Annotated in this window: 17 protein-coding genes; 6 read left to right on the top strand and 11 right to left on the bottom strand. The window is 58.3% G+C overall.

Annotated elements, in window-relative coordinates; genetic code table 11:
- Window positions 1-494 precede the first annotated feature (494 nt).
- Window positions 495-3,389 (top strand): ribonucleoside-diphosphate reductase subunit alpha, encoded by a 2,895-nt coding sequence (locus TU81_RS06800; RefSeq protein ID WP_038979450.1) that lies wholly within the window; start codon window positions 495-497, stop codon window positions 3,387-3,389.
- Between the two features lie 265 nt (window positions 3,390-3,654).
- Here TU81_RS06800 and flgE read toward each other — a convergent pair whose 3' ends face one another.
- From flgE to TU81_RS06770, 6 genes are all read right to left on the bottom strand, one after another.
- Complete coding sequence (flgE, locus tag TU81_RS06795; protein ID WP_038979449.1) at window positions 3,655-4,968, bottom strand: flagellar hook protein FlgE; 1,314 nt, start codon at window positions 4,966-4,968, stop codon at window positions 3,655-3,657.
- 31 nt (window positions 4,969-4,999) lie between these two features.
- Window positions 5,000-5,695 carry a flagellar hook assembly protein FlgD gene (gene flgD, locus TU81_RS06790; RefSeq protein ID WP_038979448.1) on the bottom strand — a complete coding sequence of 232 codons (696 nt, stop codon included), beginning with the start codon at window positions 5,693-5,695 and terminating at the stop codon, window positions 5,000-5,002.
- 15 nt (window positions 5,696-5,710) lie between these two features.
- A complete protein-coding gene (gene flgC / locus TU81_RS06785; protein ID WP_007899122.1) occupies window positions 5,711-6,154 on the bottom strand; it encodes a flagellar basal body rod protein FlgC in 444 nt (147 codons plus the stop codon).
- Between the two features lie 3 nt (window positions 6,155-6,157).
- Window positions 6,158-6,565, bottom strand: coding sequence for a flagellar basal body rod protein FlgB (gene flgB, locus TU81_RS06780; protein ID WP_038979447.1), 408 nt, complete (start codon window positions 6,563-6,565; stop codon window positions 6,158-6,160).
- Between the two features lie 367 nt (window positions 6,566-6,932).
- Entirely contained in the window at window positions 6,933-7,760 is an 828-nt protein-coding gene (cheR, locus tag TU81_RS06775) for a protein-glutamate O-methyltransferase CheR (protein WP_038979446.1), read from the bottom strand.
- Window positions 7,761-7,807: 47 nt separating this feature from the next.
- Window positions 7,808-8,740 carry a chemotaxis protein CheV gene (locus TU81_RS06770; protein ID WP_038979445.1) on the bottom strand — a complete coding sequence of 311 codons (933 nt, stop codon included), beginning with the start codon at window positions 8,738-8,740 and terminating at the stop codon, window positions 7,808-7,810.
- An 81-nt stretch (window positions 8,741-8,821) separates the two neighbouring features.
- Here TU81_RS06770 and flgA point away from each other — a divergent pair, with 81 nt between their 5' ends.
- From flgA to TU81_RS06750, 4 genes are all read left to right on the top strand, one after another.
- Window positions 8,822-9,583: a flagellar basal body P-ring formation chaperone FlgA gene (gene flgA / locus TU81_RS06765; protein WP_038979444.1), complete on the top strand. Its 762-nt coding sequence runs from the start codon at window positions 8,822-8,824 to the stop codon at window positions 9,581-9,583.
- Window positions 9,584-9,761: 178 nt separating this feature from the next.
- Complete coding sequence (flgM, locus tag TU81_RS06760; RefSeq protein ID WP_008071796.1) at window positions 9,762-10,088, top strand: flagellar biosynthesis anti-sigma factor FlgM; 327 nt, start codon at window positions 9,762-9,764, stop codon at window positions 10,086-10,088.
- Window positions 10,089-10,136: 48 nt separating this feature from the next.
- A complete protein-coding gene (locus TU81_RS06755) occupies window positions 10,137-10,604 on the top strand; it encodes a flagella synthesis protein FlgN (protein ID WP_038979443.1) in 468 nt (155 codons plus the stop codon).
- An 88-nt stretch (window positions 10,605-10,692) separates the two neighbouring features.
- Window positions 10,693-11,439, top strand: a complete 747-nt coding sequence (locus TU81_RS06750; RefSeq protein ID WP_048394187.1) for a flagellar brake protein — start codon at window positions 10,693-10,695, stop codon at window positions 11,437-11,439.
- 64 nt (window positions 11,440-11,503) lie between these two features.
- Here TU81_RS06750 and TU81_RS06745 read toward each other — a convergent pair whose 3' ends face one another.
- From TU81_RS06745 to TU81_RS06730, 4 genes are all read right to left on the bottom strand, one after another.
- On the bottom strand, window positions 11,504-12,886 hold the full coding sequence (locus tag TU81_RS06745; RefSeq protein ID WP_038979441.1) for an MFS transporter: 1,383 nt from the start codon (window positions 12,884-12,886) through the stop codon (window positions 11,504-11,506).
- A 71-nt stretch (window positions 12,887-12,957) separates the two neighbouring features.
- Entirely contained in the window at window positions 12,958-14,199 is a 1,242-nt protein-coding gene (locus tag TU81_RS06740; RefSeq protein WP_173667550.1) for a glutamine synthetase family protein, read from the bottom strand.
- A 374-nt stretch (window positions 14,200-14,573) separates the two neighbouring features.
- A complete protein-coding gene (locus TU81_RS06735; protein WP_048394186.1) occupies window positions 14,574-15,266 on the bottom strand; it encodes a sensor histidine kinase in 693 nt (230 codons plus the stop codon).
- Window positions 15,263-16,867, bottom strand: a complete 1,605-nt coding sequence (locus tag TU81_RS06730; protein ID WP_038979438.1) for a tetratricopeptide repeat-containing response regulator — start codon at window positions 16,865-16,867, stop codon at window positions 15,263-15,265. The genes TU81_RS06735 and TU81_RS06730 overlap by 4 nt, the downstream gene beginning before the upstream one ends.
- 382 nt (window positions 16,868-17,249) lie before the next feature.
- On the opposite strand from TU81_RS06730, the gene TU81_RS06725 reads away from it, so the two are divergent.
- Entirely contained in the window at window positions 17,250-21,401 is a 4,152-nt protein-coding gene (locus TU81_RS06725; RefSeq protein WP_048394184.1) for a CheR family methyltransferase, read from the top strand.
- On the opposite strand, the gene TU81_RS06720 is transcribed toward TU81_RS06725, so the two are convergent.
- Window positions 21,393-21,932 carry a hypothetical protein gene (locus TU81_RS06720; protein WP_038979436.1) on the bottom strand — a complete coding sequence of 180 codons (540 nt, stop codon included), beginning with the start codon at window positions 21,930-21,932 and terminating at the stop codon, window positions 21,393-21,395. The two genes, TU81_RS06725 and TU81_RS06720, sit on opposite strands and share 9 nt — an antisense overlap.
- Between the last annotated feature and the right edge of the window lie 227 nt (window positions 21,933-22,159).

Below are 22,159 nucleotides of genomic sequence, written 5' to 3'. Positions count from 1 at the left end.
CGCGGCCTACACGCTCGTTCCACCTTTCACACACAATTTACGCACAGGTTTATCCACAGGTAGTACGTTGCAACACCCTCAAAAACGCATTATCTTGTACCTCGGCGCTAAAAAAACCCTACATGTAGGGTTTTAGCTTAAAAGCCCAACCACATTTCAGACCAGAAACTCAAGCGCTTTATTGCCTGTTTATGGTTGAACCAAGCACGATTTTACAAGCCCAAACCGCACGTGCGGATGGCACCGTTTTTTCAGGCCAGAACAGCCAGAACGGTACGGGTGTTGCAGTCAAAACTGGCACCCCAGAAAGGAATCCGGCTTCGAGCCCAGGCTCGCGGCCAAAGACTTCGGCAAGGAAGCGGCATCATTAGCCTTTTTCCTACTGTCCCGAAGTTGTTATGCCCGACGCCACGTCGGTTGTAGTGCTTCAGGACAGAACGGTGGGCACCGTGATGGTGCCCAAACAAACATAGAGAATGTGGAGACAACCCCCCATGCAAACCGACACAACTCGCGAGAACCCGCAGGGCACCTTGCCGCAGGCCGCCGATTCGAATTCGGATCTGTCCGCCACCGCGCCTGGTCAACTGCGCGTGATCAAGCGTAACGGCACTGTCGTTCCTTACACCGATGACAAAATCACCGTCGCCATCACCAAAGCGTTTCTTGCAGTTGAAGGCGGCACCGCTGCCGCTTCGTCGCGCATTCACGACACCGTTGCTCGCCTGACCGAACAGGTCACCGCGACCTTCAAGCGTCGCATGCCATCGGGCGGCACCATCCACATCGAAGAAATCCAGGACCAGGTCGAACTGGCCCTGATGCGTGCCGGCGAGCAGAAAGTCGCCCGCGACTACGTGATCTACCGCGACGCTCGTTCCAAGGAACGCGCTGTACGCACCCCTGCCGAAGACGCGGTACAGGCTCACCCTTCGATCCGCATCACCCGCGCCGATGGCAGCCTTGCACCTCTGGACATGGGTCGTCTGAACACCATCGTCACCGAAGCGTGCGAAGGCCTGGCAGAAGTCGACGGCGACCTGATCCAGCGCGAAACCCTGAAGAACCTGTACGACGGCGTGGCCCTGACCGACGTCAACACTGCCCTGGTGATGACCGCCCGTACGCTGGTCGAGCGTGAGCCGAACTACTCGTTCGTGACCGCCCGCCTGCTGATGGACACCCTGCGTGCCGAAGGCCTGAACTTCCTGGGCGTCGCCGAGAGCGCGACCCACCACGAAATGGTCGACCTGTACGCCAAGGCGCTGCCGGCCTACATCGCCAAAGGTATCGAATTCGAATTGCTGAACCCGGTTCTGGCGACTTTCGACCTGGAAAAACTCGGCAAGGCAATCAACCACGAACGCGATCAGCAGTTCACGTACCTGGGCCTGCAAACCCTGTACGACCGTTACTTCATCCACAAGGACGGTATCCGCTTCGAACTGCCGCAGATTTTCTTCATGCGCGTGGCCATGGGCCTGGCAATCGAAGAGAAGAACAAAGAAGACCGTGCGATCGAGTTCTACAACCTGTTGTCGTCCTTCGACTACATGTCCTCGACCCCAACCTTGTTCAACGCCGGTACCCTGCGTCCACAGCTGTCGAGCTGCTACCTGACCACCGTGCCGGATGACCTGTCGGGCATCTACCACGCGATCCACGACAACGCCATGTTGTCGAAATTCGCTGGCGGCCTGGGCAACGACTGGACGCCGGTTCGCGCACTGGGTTCGTACATCAAGGGCACCAACGGCAAATCCCAGGGCGTTGTACCGTTCCTGAAAGTAGTGAACGACACCGCCGTCGCCGTTAACCAGGGTGGCAAGCGCAAAGGCGCTGTGTGTGCCTACCTGGAAACCTGGCACATGGACATCGAGGAGTTCATCGAGCTGCGCAAGAACACCGGTGATGACCGTCGTCGTACCCACGACATGAACACCGCCAACTGGATCCCGGACCTGTTCATGAAGCGTGTCTTCGATGACGGCCCATGGACCCTGTTCTCGCCATCCGAAGTTCCGGATCTGCACGACCTGACCGGCAAGGCTTTCGAAGAGCGTTACGAGTACTACGAAGCCCTGTCCCAGTACCCGGGCAAGATCAAGCTGTTCAAGACCATTCAGGCCAAAGACCTGTGGCGCAAAATGCTGTCCATGCTGTTTGAAACCGGCCACCCATGGCTGACCTTCAAAGACCCGTGCAACCTGCGCAGCCCGCAGCAGCACGTGGGCGTGGTTCACAGCTCGAACCTGTGCACCGAGATCACCTTGAACACCAACAAGGACGAGATCGCCGTTTGCAACCTGGGTTCGATCAACCTGCCGAACCACATCACCAACGGCAAGCTGGACACCGCCAAGCTGGAACGCACCGTGAACACCGCCGTTCGCATGCTCGATAACGTTATCGACATCAACTACTACTCGGTGCCGCAAGCGAAGAACTCCAACTTCAAGCACCGTCCGGTCGGTCTGGGCATCATGGGCTTCCAGGACGCTTTGTACCTGCAGCACATCCCTTACGGTTCCGACGCTGCCGTCGAGTTCGCCGACAAGTCGATGGAAGCGGTCAGCTACTACGCGATCCAGGCGTCCTGCGACCTGGCCGACGAGCGCGGCGCTTACGAGACGTTCCAGGGTTCGCTGTGGTCCAAAGGCATCCTGCCGCTGGATTCGCAACAAATCCTGATCGAGCAGCGTGGCCAGAAGTACATCGACGTTGACCTGAACGAATCCCTGGACTGGGCACCGGTTCGTGCCCGCGTGCAGAAAGGCATTCGTAACTCCAACATCATGGCCATCGCACCGACCGCGACCATCGCCAACATCACTGGCGTGTCGCAGTCGATCGAACCGACCTACCAGAACCTCTACGTGAAATCGAACCTGTCGGGCGAATTCACCGTGATCAACCCGTACCTGGTTCGCGACCTCAAGGCTCGCGGCCTGTGGGACTCGGTCATGATCAACGACCTGAAGTACTACGACGGTTCGGTACAGCAGATCGAGCGCATCCCGCAAGAACTCAAAGAGCTCTACGCAACTGCGTTCGAAGTGGACACCAAGTGGATCGTTGACGCGGCAAGCCGTCGTCAGAAGTGGATCGACCAGGCTCAATCGCTGAACCTGTACATCGCTGGCGCATCGGGCAAGAAGCTGGACGTGACCTACCGCATGGCCTGGTACCGTGGTCTGAAAACCACTTACTACCTCCGTGCCCTGGCCGCGACCAGCACCGAGAAGTCGACCATCAACACCGGTAAGCTGAACGCTGTTTCCAGCGGCGGCAACCACGGTGACGATTCGGTCCTGGCAGCGCCTGCCGGCCCTGCTCCAGTGCCGAAGGCGTGCGCCATCGACGAGCCGGATTGCGAAGCTTGCCAATAAGCTGAGCGGGTGAGCGCGGAAAGGCGCTTACCTCGATAACCCCCGATCAGTCCTCTGGATTGGTCGGGGGTTTTCTTTTGCCTGCTTTAAAATCAAAAGATCGCAGCCTCGCTACGCTCGACAGCTCCTACATTGACATGCGATCCCTGTAGGAGCTGTCGAGCGTAGCGAGGCTGCGATCTTTTGATCTTGATCTTTATCTGCCACCCACAAAAAAGCCCCTCTTCCGAGGGGCTCTTTGTGAAGTGCTACCCGCTAACCAGCATCAGGTCATCTGAATGATGGTCTGCATGATGGTGCTCTGGGTGGAGATGGTCTTGGCGTTTGCCTGGTAGTTGCTCTGAGCCTTGATCAGCTCGACCAATTCGTTGGTCAGGTTGACGTTGGACTCTTCCAGGGAGTTGGACACGACCGAACCCAGGGTGCCGGTGGTCGGCGCATCGACACCCGACACGCCCGAGGCGAAGGTTTCTTTCCAGCGTGTGCCGCCGATTGGCTGCAAGCCTTGCTCGTTGGCGAAGCTGGCCACTGCAACCTGACCGATGGCCTTGGTTTGCTGGTTGCTGAAGTTGGCGGTCATGACGCCGGTGGCGTCGATGCTCAGGCTGGAGATCTGGCCAGTGGCGTAGCCGTCCTGGTATTGGGCGGTACGGGCGGTTGGCGAGTTGTAAGAAGTAGTCAGCGCCATGTTGAACGCGATACCGCCTGCCGCCGCCGTGGAACCATTCGCCCCCCAAGTCGGCGGAATCGTCGCGGCGTTGGTTACAGTACCCGGGACCCAACCGGTCATGGTCAAAGTGTTGCCAGTCTGGGTCCAGCCAGCCCCCGCCGTCAGCGTATTGATGCTGCCGTCGGAGTTGAAAGTGATGTTGGCGGTGATCGCCACGGGTGGCGTGGTAGCGGGGTTGGCCGGGGAACGACCATCCATGTAGGTGTGGACACGCCAGGCGTTAGTACCCGTTTTCACGTAGTACTGATCCATGGTGTGCTCGTTACCCTGACTGTCATAGACCTTGGTAGAGATGGTCTTGTTATAGCTGTTGGTATCGGTCGGGCTGAACACGGCCACAGTCGGCAAAACCTCGGACGAGTTCAGGTTCAATGTCTGATCGACTTTGGTGGTTGGGTTCGGCTTGAGGGCCGTAGTATCGATCTTCAAGTCAGTCAACACACCGTTGACGATCTTGCCGTTGGCATCGACGCCATAACCCTGCAAACGGTTACCGTTGTTATCGACTACAAAGTTTTCAGCGTCGGTCTTGAACGCACCGGCTCGGGTATAGCTCAGGGAACCGTTGTCGCTAAGGATGAAGAAGCCAGTGCCCTGGATGCCCATGTCCAGCACGTTGCCGGTGTTGTTCACGTCACCCTGGCTGAACTGCTGGGAAACGTTGGCCAGACGCACGCCGTTACCGATGGTCTTGCTGCCGGTACCCAGGCGAGTGGCCGAGTACACGTCTTCGAATTCTGCACGGGACGATTTGAAACCAGTGGTCGCGACGTTGGCGATGTTGTTGCCGGTCACGTCCAGTTGTTTGTTGGCTGCATAGAGACCGCTAAGGCCGATACTGAAAGACATATTCCACTCCTTTGTGCCGTGTTAGTCGGCTCTATATACCAATGGTTTGTACTTTGGACAGGGCAACGCTGCCCATGCCTGCCAGGTTCAGCATCAACTCACCGCCGGTCTGGCTGATGGTCACGCTGTTAACGGTCGCTGGCAGATAAGTAATCAGCGATGTCGCCTTGCTGTCGATGGTGGCCGTTGCGCCGAAGGTGTAAGTACCCGCCGGTGCCACCGCGCCCGCATCGTCCTTGCCGTCCCAGATGAAACTGGCGTTACCGGCACTTTGACTGCCCAGCTCGAGCGTACGGATGGTCTTGCCTTCCGAGTTGGTGATCTTGACGGTGGCGGCGGGAACCGAGGTTGGCACCACGACGGTACCATTGAGACTCTTGGAGGTGTCGACCACGGCTTTGTCGGTCTGCGCGATGACCGAACGGCCCACCAGCGAAGAAGCCTGCAAGGCTTGAGAGGAGCTGTAGCTGCTGGCAAGACCGCTGACCGTGTCGTTCAGCGTGGTGATACCTTCCAGGCTACTGAACTGCGCCAGCTGGGCCACGAACTCGCTGTTGTCCTGAGGATCGAGCGGGTTCTGGTTTTTCAGCTGAGTCACCAGCAGTTGCAGGAACGCATCCTTGCCCAGTTCCTTGCCGCCGGTAGCGGCCGAGGTCAGGCTGCCGGTGGCAGTAGAGGTAGTGGTCGTGACCGAAGAGTTGGCCAGTACATCACTGATAACGCTCATGTGAATCGCCCCTTATCACTGACCGAGGGTCAGGACCTTCTGCATCATGGTTTTGGCGGTGTTCATCATTTCGGCGTTGGTCTGGAACGAACGGCTCGCGGAAATCATGTCGGCCATTTCTTCGACGACGTTGACGTTCGGGTAGTAGACGTAGCCCTTGCCATCGGCAGCCGGATGGTTCGGCTCGTAGCGCGCTTCAAGGTTGCTCTGGTCTTCGACCACGCCCAGTACTTGCACGCCTTGACCGGCAGCGTCCTGGTTCTGGAACAGCGAATCGCTGCCGCCGCTCTGGCCGCCCTGGAACATGGTGGCGAATACCGGGTGGCGGGCACGGTAGGTCTGGTCGATGCTCGACGAAACGGTCTCGGCGTTGGCGATGTTACTGGCGACGGTGTTCAAGCGAGTGGTCTGGGCACTCATGCCGCTACCGGCAATGTTGAAAACACTGGATAGAGACATGGATTACTCTCCGCGCAGGGCTGATACCAGCCCTTTGAATTTACTGTTGAGCAGGGTGAAGCTGGCCTGGAAGTTGACCGCGTTTTCCGCGTACGCTGATTGTTCAAGCTGGGCGTCCACGGTGTTCTGGTCGATCGACGGTTGCATCGGCGTGCGATACATCAGCGACTCGCCGCCATTGCCCAGGCCTTCAGCTTCGATGTGACGGCTGTTGGTCATGTTCAAGGCGAACTTGCCGTTTTTGGTTTTCTCGTTCTGCTCGGCGAGCACTTTCGAGAAGTCCAGATCCCGAGCCTTGTAGTTCGGGGTGTCGGCGTTGGTGATGTTGTTGGCCAGGACTTCGGCACGCTGAGCGCGGAAGCCCAGGGCTTGTTCGTGGATACCGAGCGCTTTATCGAAGCTGATGCTCATGTCGGGAAACCTTCGGGTGACCTGATTTTTCGTACGATGGACATAGCAAGCGCCGTGCCAATTCAAAAAAGCCCGTAAACCGGGGCTTTGCGCGCGGTGGCAAGGAGGCAATGCCAGAAAAGCGGCAACCGATTTCCGCCGCCTGCCGCTTTTCTGCCGCTTATCGCAGTCGGAAGAACAACACTTACCCCTGTGGGAGCCGGGCTTGCCCGCGATGGCGGTGTAACAAATTACATTGATGTCGACTGATACGACGCTATCGCGGGCAAGCCCGCTCCCACAGGGGTTGTGGTGATTTTGAGAGATAATTACAGGCATAAAAAAACGGGAGCCCCTGAGGACTCCCGTTTTTTATGCCGTCAACGAATCACTTCGCCTTGTAAATGATCCCCGGGCTGCATTGGACCATCTGGTAATGATCCGGCAAACCGTTCAGCGCTTCGGACGCGCCAAGGAACAGATAACCGCCCGGCTTCAGCGTGCTGTGGATGCGCAACAGGATGTCTTTCTTCACCTCGGCGGAGAAGTAGATCAGCACGTTGCGGCAGAACACGATGTCGAACTTGCCCAGGGCTGCGTAGCTGTCCAGCAGGTTGAACGAGCGAAATTCCACCCGACTCTTGATCGGCGCCTTGATGGCCCAGCGTCCCGGCCCTTTCGGGTCGAAGTAACGCTGAAGGCGCTCGGGCGACAGACCGCGGCCGATGGCCAGGCTGTCGTACTCGCCGGTTTTGCAGTTGGTCAGCATAGTGCCGGACAGGTCAGTGGCAACGATCTGCACACCCATCTTCAACTGGCCCATGTTGACCCGCTCGAACTCATCGATGGACATCGACAGCGAATACGGTTCCTGGCCCGACGAGCACGCCGCCGACCAGATCCGCAGGCGCTGGCCGGGGGCTGCCTTGATCGCTTCAGGCAATACCTTGTTCTTCAAGACTTCAAACGGATAGGTGTCACGAAACCACAAGGTTTCGTTGGTAGTCATGGCATCCACCACCATCTCGCGCAAACCGCTGCGCGGCTGAGTCTGGATGCGCTGAACCAGCTCACCCAGCGATTTGATGCCCTGCTGTTCCATCAGTTTGTTGAGACGGCTCGAGACCAGGTATTGCTTGTTTTCACCGAGCAAAATGCCACAGGCTTTTTCCAGGAAGACCCGGAACTGTTCGAAATCCAAATTACCCGTAGACAATGATGCGGCCTCTTTAAATCGTGTTGACCGCCAGGGGCAAAGCGCCCCTAGCTGATATCTGCTGCTTTGATCCGGTCGACCACCCGGGATGCCAAGTCATCAGGACGGAATTTGGCCAGGAAGTCATCGGCGCCGACCTTCTTGACCATCGCCTGATTGAATACACCCGACAATGAAGTGTGCAGGATGATATGAAGCTTTTGCATGCGCGGGTCGTTGCGGATCTCGGCCGTCAAGGTGTACCCGTCCATTTCCGGCATCTCGATGTCGGAAATCATCATCAGGAACTCTTCTTCCGGCTTCTTGCCCTCGTCGACCAGCTTGCGCAGGTAATCCAGCGCTTGCTTGCCGTCGTTCAACGCCACCACTTCGACACCGACCGTTTGCAGGCAACGGGTCACCTGCTTGCGCGCCACCGATGAGTCATCGACCGTCAGCACGCGCAAGGACAACGCCTTGTGCTGAGTCTCGACATCCACCACGCCCACCGAAATCGCTTCCGGTGTCGGTGCCACTTCCGCCAGCACCTTCTCGACGTCGATGATTTCGACTAACTGATTGTCGACCCGAGTCACAGCCGTCAGGTAGTGATCGCGCCCGGTACCCTTGGGAGGCGGATGAATCTCTTCCCAGTTCATGTTGACGATGCGTTCCACCGACCGAACCAGGAAACCCTGGGTCTTGGTGTTGTACTCCGTGATGATCACGAAGGGATTGCTTTGATCTTTCAGCGCTCCGGAACCGGTCGCCATCGCCAGATCAAGGATCGGAATGGTCGCCCCCCGGATATTTGCCACACCGCACACGACAGGACTGGACTTGGGCATCAGGGTCAGCTTGGGGCATTGCAGCACCTCACGAACCTTGAACACGTTGATCCCATACAGCTGCTGGCCGTCAAGACGGAACAACAACAGCTCAAGGCGATTCTGCCCCACCAGTTGCGTGCGCTGGTTCACCGAATCCATTACACCAGCCATGCCCAGACTCCTACACCAACGCTAAGTGTGTTGCGACGCACATTCATCACTAAACGGCACGGCGCTTGCTTTTTAACTCTTATGAACACAGAACCGACATTTTTCCGACACCTGACATCAACCTGCCGCAGATTGCTCTGCGCAATGTCGGCCGCTTGCCTGTTCAACGCTGGCAGCCCTGCCCTTGCTGACGCGGTTACCTTGCCTGACATGCTTATCGGCGTCACTCAGGGCTTTCTTGAATTCACCGTAGAAGACTATCTGGCCACGAGTCAAACACAAGGACGCTACGAGATCGAGGTCAACCAGCTCGATCCGCGCCTGCGCATGCCTATGTGCGACAAGGAATTGACAGCCACCCTTGAGAGCCCCGCGAGGCCTCTGGGCCGGGTCACGGTTAAGGTCCGCTGCGAGGGCGCTTCCCCTTGGACAGTCTTCGTACCCGCTCAAGTACGGCTGTTTCGCGACATCGTGACCACCACTCGCCCCCTCAAGCGCACAGGGATTATCGAGCCTCAGGACGTAACCCTTCGCGAACGCGATATCAGCCTGATAAATCAGGGTTTTCTGACCTCCGTCGATGAGGCGATCGGACAAAAACTTACCCGACCAATGGTCGCCGATCAGGTCATTACCCTGGTGCACCTCGAACAGGCGGAAGTGATTCGCAAGGGTGATCAGGTGGTGATTACCGCCCGCAGTGGTACGCTCAGTGTACGCATGCCGGGTGAAGCGCTGTCCAACGGCGGCATGAGCGAACAGATTCGCGTGAAAAACCTTAACTCCCAGCGGGTCATCAAGGCGCAAGTCACCGCGCCGGGCCAAGTGGAAGTTTCTATGTGAGCGGCCATGCAGGGCTCTGTGTTCGTGAATATATGGCGCGCCACTCGGCTGTTGCCTAAACTGTGCCGCATGCAGGACACGCGCTGGCGCATGCAAGCTCATTGATAAATGGGCCTAAAGTTTTCCGGGGGAGAGCCGAAAACATGGCAAGCGTCCAAATACCCAGAGGTTTTTTGTCATGGTCATCGATTTCAGTCGTTTAAACAGCTCCTCGTCACTTACGGGCAGTACACGTACCAGCGCTGCGAAGGAAACCGCCGAAGCCGGCCAATCCACGCCGCTGAATACCCCGGCCGAACAGGCCAGTACCACCAAAAGCGGGGAATCGGTACACCTCAGCAATGAGGCTCAACAGTTGCAGAAGGTCACTGACAAGCTGCGCGATCAGCCTGCCGTCGACAACGCCCGCGTGGCCGAGTTGAAAGCAGCGATTGCCGATGGCAGCTATAAAGTCGACAGCAACCGTGTAGCCAGCAAACTGCTCAACTTCGAAGCCCAGCGCTAGGCCACCGCCGGCGCCAGGCTTTTGGACGCTTAAAACCCAAGGCCAGCCATGCACGACACTAATTTACTGCAACTGATCATCGACGACTTTGCCCCGGCGCAACACCTGCTGGAGCTGCTGCAAACCGAGTCCCTCGCACTGCACGGTCGCGACATGCCACTGCTCGAAGACATTCTGGCGCAGAAACAGGCAATGATCATTTTGCTCGAGCAGCATGGCCGCAAGCGCAGTGAAATCCTCGCCAGCCTCAACCTGCCGACCAATCGCCAGGGCCTTGAGCAACTTGCCAGCCATTCGAGCATTGGCGACCAATTGCTGGCACAGAGCGACGTGCTGACCGACCTCCTGACCCAGTGCCAGGCCACCAACGTTAACAATGGCCAGTCGATTCTGGTGCAGCAGGCCGCTACGGCCAACCAGCTGAAAATCCTCACCGGCGGCGAGCCGCCAGCGCTCTACGATGCCCGTGGTTCAACCTCCAAACTCGCAAAACCACGCCCGCTCAGTCAGGCTTGAGCCTTTCAATGAGCACGCTCTATCAAGACGCGAAACATGCTGGCAGAATGCTGGCCAGTAGTCATATTTGTTTGGAGATTGATGCCCCGTGTTCAATGCCTTAAGCGCGGAAGAGGCTACGCAGCCTCCCAAGGTGCTCACCACGCCCCTGGAAATCTCCGGCAATCTGCGTCAACTGCAAGACAGCCGTGACCCGCTGATCATCACGTTCCACGAGCGCAGCCAGCGCTTTCAGAGTTATCTGGTGGACGTCGACCGTGACAGTAAGATGATCGCTCTGGACGAAATGATCCCTCGCGATGGCGAACGCTTTCTGCTGGCCGGCGAACCGTTCAAGGTCGAAGGCTTTCACGACGGCGTGCGCATCGCCTGGGAAAGCAACGGCCCGCTGACCATCGATGAATCCGGCGATGGCCGCTGCTACCGTGGCGCGCTGCCCGATGAGGTGGTTTATCACCAGCGCCGCAATGCTTTCCGCGCCGCGTTGAAGCTGGCGCAACTGGTCAATGTTGACCTGGATGGCGACAAACTCAAGGCTCCCATCAGCGGCAAACTGTTGGACATCTCCGCCACCGGCTGCAAGTTGCGCTTCGAGGGCGACATCACCGCCCGTCTGCAACTGGGCCAGGTCTACGACCGCTTCGCCGCCGCCCTGCCCTTCGGCAGCATGACGGCACCGGTCGAACTGCGTTACCTGCACTTCGAAGAAAAGATCAACACCACCTTTGCCGGCGTGCGTTTTCACAACATGAGCGGCCTGGTGCAGCGGCAGGTCGAGCGGTTCGTCTATCAGCTTCAGCGCGAAGCGCGGCGCTTCGATAAAGACGACTTCTGATACGCCACTCCCATAAAAAAACGGGCAATCCCTTGCGGTGACTGCCCGTTTTTTTATGCCTTGATCAAGGCCTTGCTTCGGTAAAACTTTGCTCGCGACCCGTGTCAGGGTCTTCGGGTTCCGAATCCGTTTCAGGCGCTGATTCGGGCTCGGCATCCGGATTCAAATCAGCTTCCGGGCTGACCGGGTTCTGCATCTGATCCTGCACCACCTGCTCATCGACTCGCGGGTCAAGGCAAGCCACCAGTGGCGAACTCGACATACTGTCCGGCATGGCGACGTGATGCAGTGGAGCATCGTCCACCTGATGCAGGTTGGTGACCGCTTTCGGGCGGATTCGCCACACCAGCACCAAGGCGAAGAAGCTGAAGAAGGCATAGAGCATCTGACTGCCGAACAGCTTCATCAACACCCCGGCCACCAACGGTCCGATACTCGCACCGACACCGTAGGTCACCAACAGCATCGCCGTCAGCGATACCCGGCGATCACCCTCGACGTGGTCGTTGGAAAACGCCACCGCCAACGGGTACAGGCAGAACTGCACCAACGAACAGAAAAAACCGGCGATGAACAGCACCTCCAGCGGCACCTGCCGCATGATCGCCAGCGGCAATGCAGCCAGCGCCAGGCTGAACGCGAAGCAGCGGATCAACAGCGCCCGGTCATAGCGGTCCGACAGCCAACCCAACGGCCACTGCACCACCAGGCCTGCAAAAATGCAGCTGCCCATGAACAGACCGACCTGTTCGGTCGACAATCCTTGCTGCGAGGCATACAGCGGCGCCAGACCGTAGAACGAACCGACGATCAAACCCGACCCCAACACCGTACTCAATGACTGCGGCACGCGCTTGATGAAGAACCGTGGCTCCATCGGTGCCGGGTGCAAAGGCGCCGGGTGAATCCGCCGTGTCAGGGCCACCGGCACAAGGCACAGGGCGAAACACAGTGCGACCAGCATCAGCAGTTCCAGACCCAGGCCCGGGTGCATGACCAGAATCAGTTGACCCAACACCAGCCCCAGGTACGAGGCGATCATGTAGCCGCTGAACACCACCCCACGTTTATTGGCTTCAGCCTGCTCATTGAGCCAGCTTTCGATCACCATGTACTGGCACATCATGCCCAGGCCGACGATCACCCGCAGAAACAGCCACGCGGGGAGCCAGTCCACCAAGCCATGGCCCAGCACTGCCGCGCCGACAATCCCGGCGCAGGCTGAATAAGCTCGAATATGCCCGACCCGGGCAATCAGCCGATGGCCGATCTTGCCGCCCAGCACCAAGCCGAAATAGTTGGCTGCCATCAACGCACCGACCCACAGGCTGTCGACGTTATCGGCTGCCAGGCGCAGGGCTAGGTAAGTACTTAACAGACCTGAGCCGATCAACATCATCAGCGAGGCGAAATAAAGCCCCCGAAAAGATTTCAAGATTTGGCGCATCGGCGTTCCGAGCGGCTCCTTGCAGTGAATATCGGACTATCGACAAACGATAGCCCGACGGCGACGGGTCGTCAGGCCTGGGCTGCTAGAACACGCCGTTCCCAGGGAGTAATTTCATCAAAGAAGCTGGTCAACTCCATGGTCTTCGAAGCGATGTAGCCTTCGATGAACTCCTTGCCGAACAGTTCCTTCGCCAATTGGCTACGTTTCAGACGTTCAAGAGCGGCATGCAAGGTACACGGCAACGAAAGATTATCCGGCACAACGAACTCACCCTGGATCGGCTCGCTCGGCTCCAGTTTGTTTTCGATGCCATACAACCCCGCGGCCAGGCTCGCGGCGATCGCCAGATACGGATTGGCATCGGCCCCCGGCAAGCGGTTTTCGACCCGACGAGCGACCGGTGAACTGGCCGGAATGCGCAGCCCGGCCGCGCGGTTATCGTGGGACCAGCAGGCATTATTCGGTGACGCGAAAGGATGGCACAGCCGCTGATAGGAGTTCACGTTCGGCGCAAACAGCGCGGTGAAGTCCGCCATACCGGCCTGCTGACCACCGATGAAATGACGGAAGGTCGCGGTCGGCTCGCCGGCCTTGTCGCTGAACACGTTACGCCCGGTGCCGATCTCGACGATGCTCTGGTGAATATGCATCGAGCTGCCCGGCGTGTGCGCCAACGGCTTGGCCATGCAGACCACGGTCAGGCCATGCTTGAGCGCCACTTCTTTGAGCAGATGCTTGAACAACAACGTCTGGTCGGCCAACAGCAACGGATCGCCGTGCAGCAGGTTGATCTCGAACTGGCTGACGCCCATCTCGTGCATGAAGGTATCGCGCGGCAAGCCCAGCGCCGCCATGCATTCGTAGACTTCATTGAAGAACGGCCGCAAGCCGTTATTGGAACTGACGCTGAACGCCGAATGACCGTCCTCGCGACGACCGTCCAGGCCCAGTGGCGGCTGGAAGGGTTGTGTCGGGTCAGGGTTGGGCGCGAAGACGAAGAACTCCAGCTCGGTCGCCACCACCGGCGCCAGACCGAGAGCGGCGTATCGAGCAATCACAGCCTTGAGTTGGCCGCGAGTCGACAATGGCGAGCTCTCGCCAGTCAGCTCGTCCGCATCGCAAATGGCCAGCGCCCGAGGCTGCGAGCTCCAGGGCAAGCGGTGGATCTGCGCGGGATCAGGCACCAGCGCCAGGTCGCCATCATCACTGCCGTAAAAGCGTGCCGGCGGATAACCGCCCATGATGCATTGCAGCAGCACTCCCCGCGCCATCTGCAAACGCCGCCCTTCAAGAAATCCTTCGGCGGTCATCACCTTGCCGCGTGGTACGCCGTTCAGGTCCGGCGTGACACATTCAATCTCATCAATGCCCGTCAATCGCTGCGCGAGTGAACGATGGCCATCGGTTGTCATGACGCAATCCTTGTTGTTGTACGAGCCGCGAACGGCGACTCGTACAAAATAGGCTCCGGCTGTTCGGAATATCAAGCAGCGTCAAACAAAAAGCCGTAATCCTGCCCCGAACGACACGCCTCCCGAAATCTTGCCCTGACAACACGGTCCGTGTAGGAGCTGCCGAAGGCTGCGATCTTTTGATCTTGCCTTTAAAAACAAAATCAAAAGATCGCAGCCTTCGGCAGCTCCTACAGGGAGTATGCCAAGTCAGAAACGGCGTACTTAGGGATTCAGGGAAGGTAAAGGCTGAATACACCACCGCCCAATGGGCCGCCATTGCTGATTTCGGTGCGTCCGCCCACGCCATTGCGCTGATGCAACGCGGCAATCCGTCCGGCAAAGTACAGGCCCAGGCCGGTGCTGCCACTGCTGTGGTTGATGCCCTGCACATAATCGGCCTGACGCTCGATCATCTCGGCTGGAAAACCCTCGCCATCATCATTGATGGTCAGCACCAGTTGCCCGGCCTCATCGCTGACGCTGATCAACAAGGCATGACGGGCGTAACGAATCGCGTTGTTGATGCTGTTGGCGAGCACCGAGGCAATCAGCTCACGGTCGAAGAAACCCAGCGGGCTCAACGGGTCCACTTCATACGTCGCGATGATGCCGCGGCTGGCGAATACTTCTTGATGAGCCGCCAGTTGTGCCTCGATGAAATCATCCAGCTCATGGTAGGCCGGCTGCAACGGCATCTGGTTGACGCCGAGTTTGTACAGCCCCAGCAACTGCACCAGCATGCCGTTGAGGTGGGCGAACTCGAAGTCGATCACGCCCTGCTCCGGGGTGTGCCGGTCGGGGTCAGGCAAATGCGCCAGCCATTGACTGTGCGCCTGCATCAGCATGGCCAGAGAGTTCTTCATGTCATGCACGGTGGAGGCAATCACCGTGGAAAAGTCGAGTGACGGTTCGCTGTCGATCATTCGCCGAACGCCTTGATTTTCAGTTTCTGGTAGCGCGGATAACGCGCGTCGGTATCGGGCATCAGGCCGACGGTTTTCAGGCAGGCGCGACATTCTTGCAGTTCGGCCGACGGCACGCTGGTATCGGTGCCATGCAGTAACGACTGCGCCATGTTCAGGGCAATACTGATGTTCTTCGGCTGCAGTGCCAGGGCTTTGCGGAATACATCCCGGGCTTCCACCAGGTTGCCGGTCTTGTACACCCGCACGCCCTGACGGTTGAGGTCGGCGGCCGCGTTGCTGGAGCTGAGGATGGTCGGGTCGTCGGTCAGCTTGGCGATGTCCTTCATCACGGCCGGATCATCGCCGTAGATTTCCGCACAGTTTTTCAGCATCGAAGCGCCGGCACTCGCCTGTCCGAGCATTTGCAGCTGCTTGGCCACCAGCAGCGCCGCTTCGGCGCTCATGAACTGCTCCATGCCATCGAGGCGCATCATCGCCTGCTCGGTGAGCTTCTCGGCGGTTTCGGCATCGTTGAGCAACAGGCTGGTGGCCTTCATCAGACGCGCACGAATCTGCAAACCGGGGTCGGAAGGATTCTCCTTCGCCACCGCACTCAGCGTTGTGTTGATTTCAAGGCGGGTCCGGGTGTCCAGGCCCTTCTCACTGCCTTTGCTGATCAAGGCGTGGGCCAGGCCGAGGTTGCTTTCCGCATCCTTGAAACGCGACTGCGCCCCTTGCGCCACTGCCTGACGATAGGCTCTGGAGGCTGTGTCAAAATCTTCGTTGGCCATCGCCAGCTTGCCCAGCAACGCTTGCCGGCGCACCGCCAGCGGCGACAGGCGAATAGCCTCTTCCAAGACTCTCTGCGCGGCTTTTGTGTCGCCTTCGACAACCAGCACATCGGCCATGCCGTCGTAGAGGGCCGGCATCATCGGGAAGACTTTCAGAGCCTTCTCGTAAATGCCTTTGGCCTGGCTGACATGGCCTCGCTTGAATAGCAACTGGCCCAACCCGGCAAACGCCCATGGCAAAGGCCGATCAGCAATGATGCTGTCGTACAGGCGTTCCAGCGCTTCGTTCTGGTTCAAGTCGCGCAACGCATCGGCGCGGTAACGCAGGCACAGAGGCGAGTAACGAATGTCCTGTTTGCACAGGGCGATGCAGGCATTGAGCACTTCAACCGGTTTGCCCCGGTCAAGGGCTTGCAGGATCGGTTTGAGCAAGGTCTTGCGCTGCTCCAGGCGCTCCAGGCGCTGGGCCAGGCCGGAACGGTTGAACGGCTTGGTCAGGTAAGCATCGGGCTCATGCTCCAGCGCGCTGAGCACCATGGCCTGGCTGGTTTCGGCGGTAACCATGACAAACACACTTTCATGGCTGATCAGCTTCTCGATCATCAGGTCTTCAAGTACCTGCTGACCGTTCTTCTTGCCATCGCCCAGGTGGAAGTCCTGCAGGATGAAGTCGTAGGACTTCTGCGAGCACATGCGCAGCGCCTGTTCACCGGTATCGGCGGTGTCGACGTCCTTGACGCCCAGCTCCCGCAGCATGGACCTGACGGAACTGCGGAAATCCGAGAAATCATCGACGATCAGAAAACTTTTTTGGTGATACGACAGCATCGAAGATTTCCAGGCAATTAAGAAGAACAACCCAAAGGCAACCACACGGGCGAGCTCAGCTTCGCGGCCTTTTTGGCGCGCAGATGATAGCTGGAGGCCATAGGCTATCAAGCAATTTCGCATAAACCCGTGACGACAGTTGCCGGCCGCCAGAAGTAAAAATGACAACGACTGGTCGGGTTATCGGCCAGTAGTCGCGTTCCCTTGAAGCGACGGGAGTGCAATTGCGCATTTGTTTGTCAAAACCTTATATAGGCCCATAAATGCGCGTTAAATAATTGAAGGGGTTATTGAAAAACGGGATTATCCTGTTTTATGACCCGCGTTTTTTATACCCGCTTGCATGCAAAGCGTTTTACATCGCCAGCAAAGGCAGAATGAAATGACCACTACCCCCAAGCCTTCGGCCACGGCTCCCGAGCGACAGGCCTTGAGTCCCAGCACCCTGGACTTTCCGGTGGTAGGCATCGGCGCGTCAGCAGGCGGACTCCAGGCCATTAAGTTGTTCTTCGAGAACATGCCTCACGACAACGGCATGGCGTTTGTGATCATTCTTCATCTGTCGCCTGACCATCAAAGCATCGCTGACAAGATCATCCAGGAATCGACCCGGATGCCGGTCTTGCAGGTCACCGAAACCGTGCCGATCGAGAAAAACCGGGTGTACGTCATCTCACCGGCGCAGCGGTTGACGATGAATGAGAACAACCTTGAAGTCGGTGAAAACGATCCACAGCTGGGACGCCACGCCTCGATCGATCTGTTCTTCCGCGATCTGGCCCAAGTGCACCGCGAGCGCGCCTTCTGCCTGGTGCTCTCGGGCACTGGTTCCGACGGCGCGGTAGGCCTGTCGCGCATCAAGGAACAGGGCGGCATCACCCTGGCCCAAGTGCCGGAAGACGCCGAGTTCGACGGTATGCCACGAGCAGCCATCGAGACCGGCATGGTCGATCTGGTGTTGCCCGTGGTGGAAATGCCGCAAAAGCTGCTGGACCTGTGGCACAACTCCCGGGAAATCACCTTGCCCGCCGCCAACGATCCGGAACTTCAATCCTTCGCGTCGGTGTCCGAGCGCGATGCAGCGCTCGCCGAACAAATGCTGCACGACATCCTGATCCAGCTGCGCACCGGCACCGGTCATGACTTCAAGCACTATAAACGCGCGACGGTATTGCGCCGGATCGAGCGCCGGATGCAGGTCACTGGCCAGCCAGACCTGGGGGCTTATTACCGCCACCTGCAAAGCAACCCCGAAGAAACCAAAGCGCTGCTGGGGGATATGCTGATCGGTGTGACCAACTTCTTCCGTGATCGCGAAGCCTTCGAAGCGCTGGAGCGCGATGTCATACCGCAACTGGTCAGCGCCGCGGTGTCAGCGCAGCCTGAGAAAGAAGAAATTCGGGTCTGGTCGGCTGGTTGTTCGACCGGCGAAGAAGCCTATAGCCTGGCGATGCTGGTCAACGATCAACTGCAACAGGAAGCCAGCCAGGCCTCGCTGCAAGTTTTCGCCACCGACATCGACGAACGCGCCATCAGTGTTGGTCGGGCCGGTGTGTACACGCAAGCCATTGTCACGGATGTGCCGCCAACACGGCTGCGCAACTATTTCGTCAAGGACGATGATCACTACCGGATTCGCAAGGAAATCCGCGAGAAGGTGCTGTTCGCCAAACACAGCCTGCTGTCCGATCCGCCTTTTTCGCAAATCGACCTGATCGTTTGCCGCAACTTGTTGATCTATCTGGATCGCGAAGTTCAACGCGAAATCCTTCAGATGTTCCACTTTGCATTGCGGCCCGGCGGCTTCCTGTTCCTGGGGTCTTCCGAAAGCGCCGAAGCTTGTCATGAGCTGTTCACGCCGGTGGACAAACGCAACCGGATCTTCCGCGCAAAAACCGGCACCGCCAATAGCCGACGCACGCCCACCGTGCCGCGCGGTGGTTATGTGCGCACCAACGTTTCCCGGCAGGAACCGCAACACGCCGTGCAGCGCAAGCTGTCCTTCGCCGACATCCATCAACGCGCCCTCGAACGTTCCGGCCCGCCGAGCATGATCGTCGATGCCAACGCCGACATCTTGCACATGAGTGAAAGTGCCGGGCGTTTCCTGCGGCATGTGGGCGGTGAACTGTCACGCAACCTGCTGACGCTGATCCTTCCGGAGCTGCGCCTGGAAATCCGCACCACGCTGTTCCAGGCCCAGCAGAGCGGCATGGCCGTCAAATCCCGCGAGGTGCCGCTCAAGCGCGAAGACCGACGTTACAAGGTCAGCCTGGAAGTGCAGCCCTACAAGGACGAAGAGTCGGACGGCGAGTTCGTCCTGGTGATTTTCGAGGAAGTCGAAGTCGATCCTTCGCAGACGGCCACGACCCTGTTGCAAACCGAGAGCCAGGTACTGTCTAACCTGGAGCGTGAACTGCTGCGCACCAAGCTGCATTTGCAAGACACCATTGAACAATCGGAAATTTCCAGCGAAGAACTGAAAGCTTCCAACGAAGAAATGCAGGCGATCAACGAAGAATTGCGCTCGGCCACCGAAGAGCTGGAAACCAGCAAGGAAGAGCTGCAATCGATCAACGAAGAGTTGCTGACGGTCAACTACGAGCTGAAAACCAAAGTTGAAGAAACCGACAAGATCAACGACTACCTGACCAACCTGATCGCCTCTACCGACATCGCCACAGTCTTTGTCGACCGCAGTATGCGGATCAAATGGTTCACCCCGCGCGCCACCGATATTTTCAGCATGTTGCCGATGGATACCGGCCGCTCCCTGCTCGACATCACGCATCGCCTGGACTACGACGATCTGGCGGGTGACGCCGCACAGGTATTCGAATCATTGAACATGATCGAACGCGAAGTCAGCAGCACCGACAAGCGCTGGTACATCGCCCGCCTGCTGCCCTACCGCTCCAGCGAAGACCATATTGACGGCACCGTGCTGACCTTCATCGATATCACCAAACGCCGCGCGGCCGAAGAAGAACTGCGCCTGGGCGAAGAACGCATGCGTCTGGTGGCCGAAAGTACCCGCGACTACGCGATCATCACCCTCGATGAACAGGGCGTGATCACCACCTGGAACAAAGGCGCCGAGCTGATCTTCGGCTACAGCAAGACCGAGGCCGAAGGCGCTTACTACGACTTCATTTTTTCCGCCGAAGACCGCGCCTCTGGCGTGCCCGAGACCGAGCTGCTGGGGGCTCGCACCCATGGTCGCTCCGAAGATGAACGCTGGCACTTGCGCAAAGACGGCAGCCGCTTCTATTGCAGCGGCGAAGTGACCCTGCTCAACGGTGACCACCTTCAGGGCTACGTGAAAATCGCCCGCGACCTGACCGGTCACAAACGCCAGCATGAAGAACAAAGCCAACAACTGGCCGAGACGCTGAACACCAATTACCTCAAGGATGAGTTCTTCGCGGTCATGTCCCACGAACTCAAGCATCCACTGAACCTGATCCAGCTCAACGCCGAACTGCTGCGTCGCTTGCCGGTGACCAAGTCGGTGGCGTCGGCCGCCAAAGCCGTCAGCACCATTTGCGATGCCGTCAGCAGTCAGGCACGGATCATCGATGACCTGCTGGACGTTGCTCGTGTGCGTACCGGCAAGCTCAAGCTGAAACCGATTGCCGTGGATCTGGCCAATGTGCTGCGCGATATCCACACGGTTGTCATCAATGATCGCCACAGCACTACCGTCGAACTGCAAGTACCATCACAACCCTTGATGGTCCACGCCGATCCGACGCGCCTGGAGCAGATCATCTGGAACCTGGTGAACAACGCCCTGAAATTCACTCCACCCAATGGCCACGTGCAATTGATCGCCAGTCGGGCCGGGAACATGGCGCGGCTCGACGTCAAAGACAACGGCATCGGCATTGCGGCCGAGAACCTGGAACACGTATTCGACCTGTTCGGACAGGCTGAGACACAACACGCCAACCACCAACGCGAAGGGCTGGGCATTGGTTTGTCACTGGTCCGTCAATTGACAGAAGCACAACGGGGTACGGTTGAAGTGAGTTCACCGGGCGTCGGGGCTGGCTGTACCTTCAGCGTTTACTTGCCGCTGGCCAACGTCGAAGGTGAAACTCAAACCGCGCCCCAGATCGATGAGACGTCAGGACGACTGAGCGGCTTGACGATTTTGTTGGTCGACGACTCTGCCGAGGTGCTGGAAACCTTGAAAATGCTGCTGGAAATGGAAGACGCCGAAGTCATTGCCTTCGATCGTCCGAAAGATGCTCTAGACGCGGCGACCAGCACCCGCTTTGACCTGATCATTTCGGATCTGGGCATGCCGGTCATGAACGGCCATGAGCTGATGAATGCACTGCGTCAATTGCCGCTCGCCAAGGATGTGCCAGCCATTGCCCTCACCGGCTATGGCTCCAGCAGCGACATTAAAAAGGCCCGCCAATCGGGCTTTAACCAGCACATTGGGAAACCGGTTTCCTACGATGACCTGATCACCACCATCGAGACCTTGCGCCAGCCCTGGGGGGCCGGCAATGACTCAGTGTAAATAGGTGCGTTGCACATAGACGCGCCGGTCGATCGCCTGTTTGAGTCGCTCCTTGTGATCCGCCCATATCTTGGGATCGACCTTGGGCGCGCGCATGAGGTTCAGCATGGCCGCTTTGGCGGCCAGGTACTCCGACCATGCGTCTTCGCAGCAGAGCTTGAAACGCTCATGTTCGCTCATTTCCATCCGCCGCAGCGCCAGTACTGACTCATCGGTGATGACCGGGCCTAGCGCCAACTGCACCCGATGCGGTGCTACGAACCCCTGCGTCTGCGCCACAATATCCCTTGCGCGCTGAGCGCCCCACTTCAACGCCGCGCAGTAAGGCTCATCGCGATCCCTGTCGTGAAACTCCTCACACAGCATGACCCCATGGCCATCGTAAATACCGATGAACACCTGGGTGACACCGGCATGACTCACCCGCGCCCGCACTTCCACCTGTACCCCATCGCTGAGCACTTCTTCATGGGTGTGTAGAGGTAACCGGTTGTCGGTCCATAACCAGAACTGCGCGCCTCTGTGTCGCATTGCCGGGCTCCTTGTGGAGTGAGCAGTAAGGCACAGCAATGACAGACTTTCCATGTAGGTCGTCGGGTGGTTCGGACATAAAAAAAATCGCCAAAGCAGAGGCTCTGGCGGGCGTTTTTAACAGCTGAATGCTGAGATTTGATGGAGTTTCAGGGCCGGTACGATTCAGCCAGACCATGCCCCACTTGGGTTTCAGCTCATTCGAGCCTCGCCAGTGTCGAGTGTCC

This window comes from Pseudomonas lini, from assembly GCF_001042905.1.
Taxonomy (GTDB): Bacteria; Pseudomonadota; Gammaproteobacteria; order Pseudomonadales; family Pseudomonadaceae; genus Aquipseudomonas; species Aquipseudomonas lini.
The sequence above is the reverse complement of the archived record's forward strand: the minus strand, read 5'-3'. Positions and strand labels throughout refer to the sequence as shown.

Bases quoted from the DNA above. Each gene is read 5' to 3' on its own strand.
- TU81_RS06730 (WP_038979438.1), bottom strand. From the start codon at position 16,867: ATGCTGTCGTATCACCAAAAAAGTTTTCTGATCGTCGATGATTTCTCG.
- flgC (WP_007899122.1), bottom strand. From the start codon at position 6,154: ATGTCTCTATCCAGTGTTTTCAACATTGCCGGTAGCGGCATGAGTGCC.
- flgA (WP_038979444.1), top strand. From the start codon at position 8,822: ATGAACACAGAACCGACATTTTTCCGACACCTGACATCAACCTGCCGC.
- TU81_RS06725 (WP_048394184.1), top strand. From the start codon at position 17,250: ATGACCACTACCCCCAAGCCTTCGGCCACGGCTCCCGAGCGACAGGCC.
- TU81_RS06800 (WP_038979450.1), top strand. From the start codon at position 495: ATGCAAACCGACACAACTCGCGAGAACCCGCAGGGCACCTTGCCGCAG.
- TU81_RS06740 (WP_173667550.1), bottom strand. From the start codon at position 14,199: ATGACCGCCGAAGGATTTCTTGAAGGGCGGCGTTTGCAGATGGCGCGG.
- TU81_RS06720 (WP_038979436.1), bottom strand. From the start codon at position 21,932: ATGCGACACAGAGGCGCGCAGTTCTGGTTATGGACCGACAACCGGTTA.
- flgB (WP_038979447.1), bottom strand. From the start codon at position 6,565: ATGAGCATCAGCTTCGATAAAGCGCTCGGTATCCACGAACAAGCCCTG.
- TU81_RS06755 (WP_038979443.1), top strand. From the start codon at position 10,137: ATGCACGACACTAATTTACTGCAACTGATCATCGACGACTTTGCCCCG.
- flgM (WP_008071796.1), top strand. From the start codon at position 9,762: ATGGTCATCGATTTCAGTCGTTTAAACAGCTCCTCGTCACTTACGGGC.
- flgD (WP_038979448.1), bottom strand. From the start codon at position 5,695: ATGAGCGTTATCAGTGATGTACTGGCCAACTCTTCGGTCACGACCACT.
- TU81_RS06745 (WP_038979441.1), bottom strand. From the start codon at position 12,886: ATGCGCCAAATCTTGAAATCTTTTCGGGGGCTTTATTTCGCCTCGCTG.
- TU81_RS06735 (WP_048394186.1), bottom strand. From the start codon at position 15,266: ATGATCGACAGCGAACCGTCACTCGACTTTTCCACGGTGATTGCCTCC.
- TU81_RS06770 (WP_038979445.1), bottom strand. From the start codon at position 8,740: ATGGCTGGTGTAATGGATTCGGTGAACCAGCGCACGCAACTGGTGGGG.
- flgE (WP_038979449.1), bottom strand. From the start codon at position 4,968: ATGTCTTTCAGTATCGGCCTTAGCGGTCTCTATGCAGCCAACAAACAA.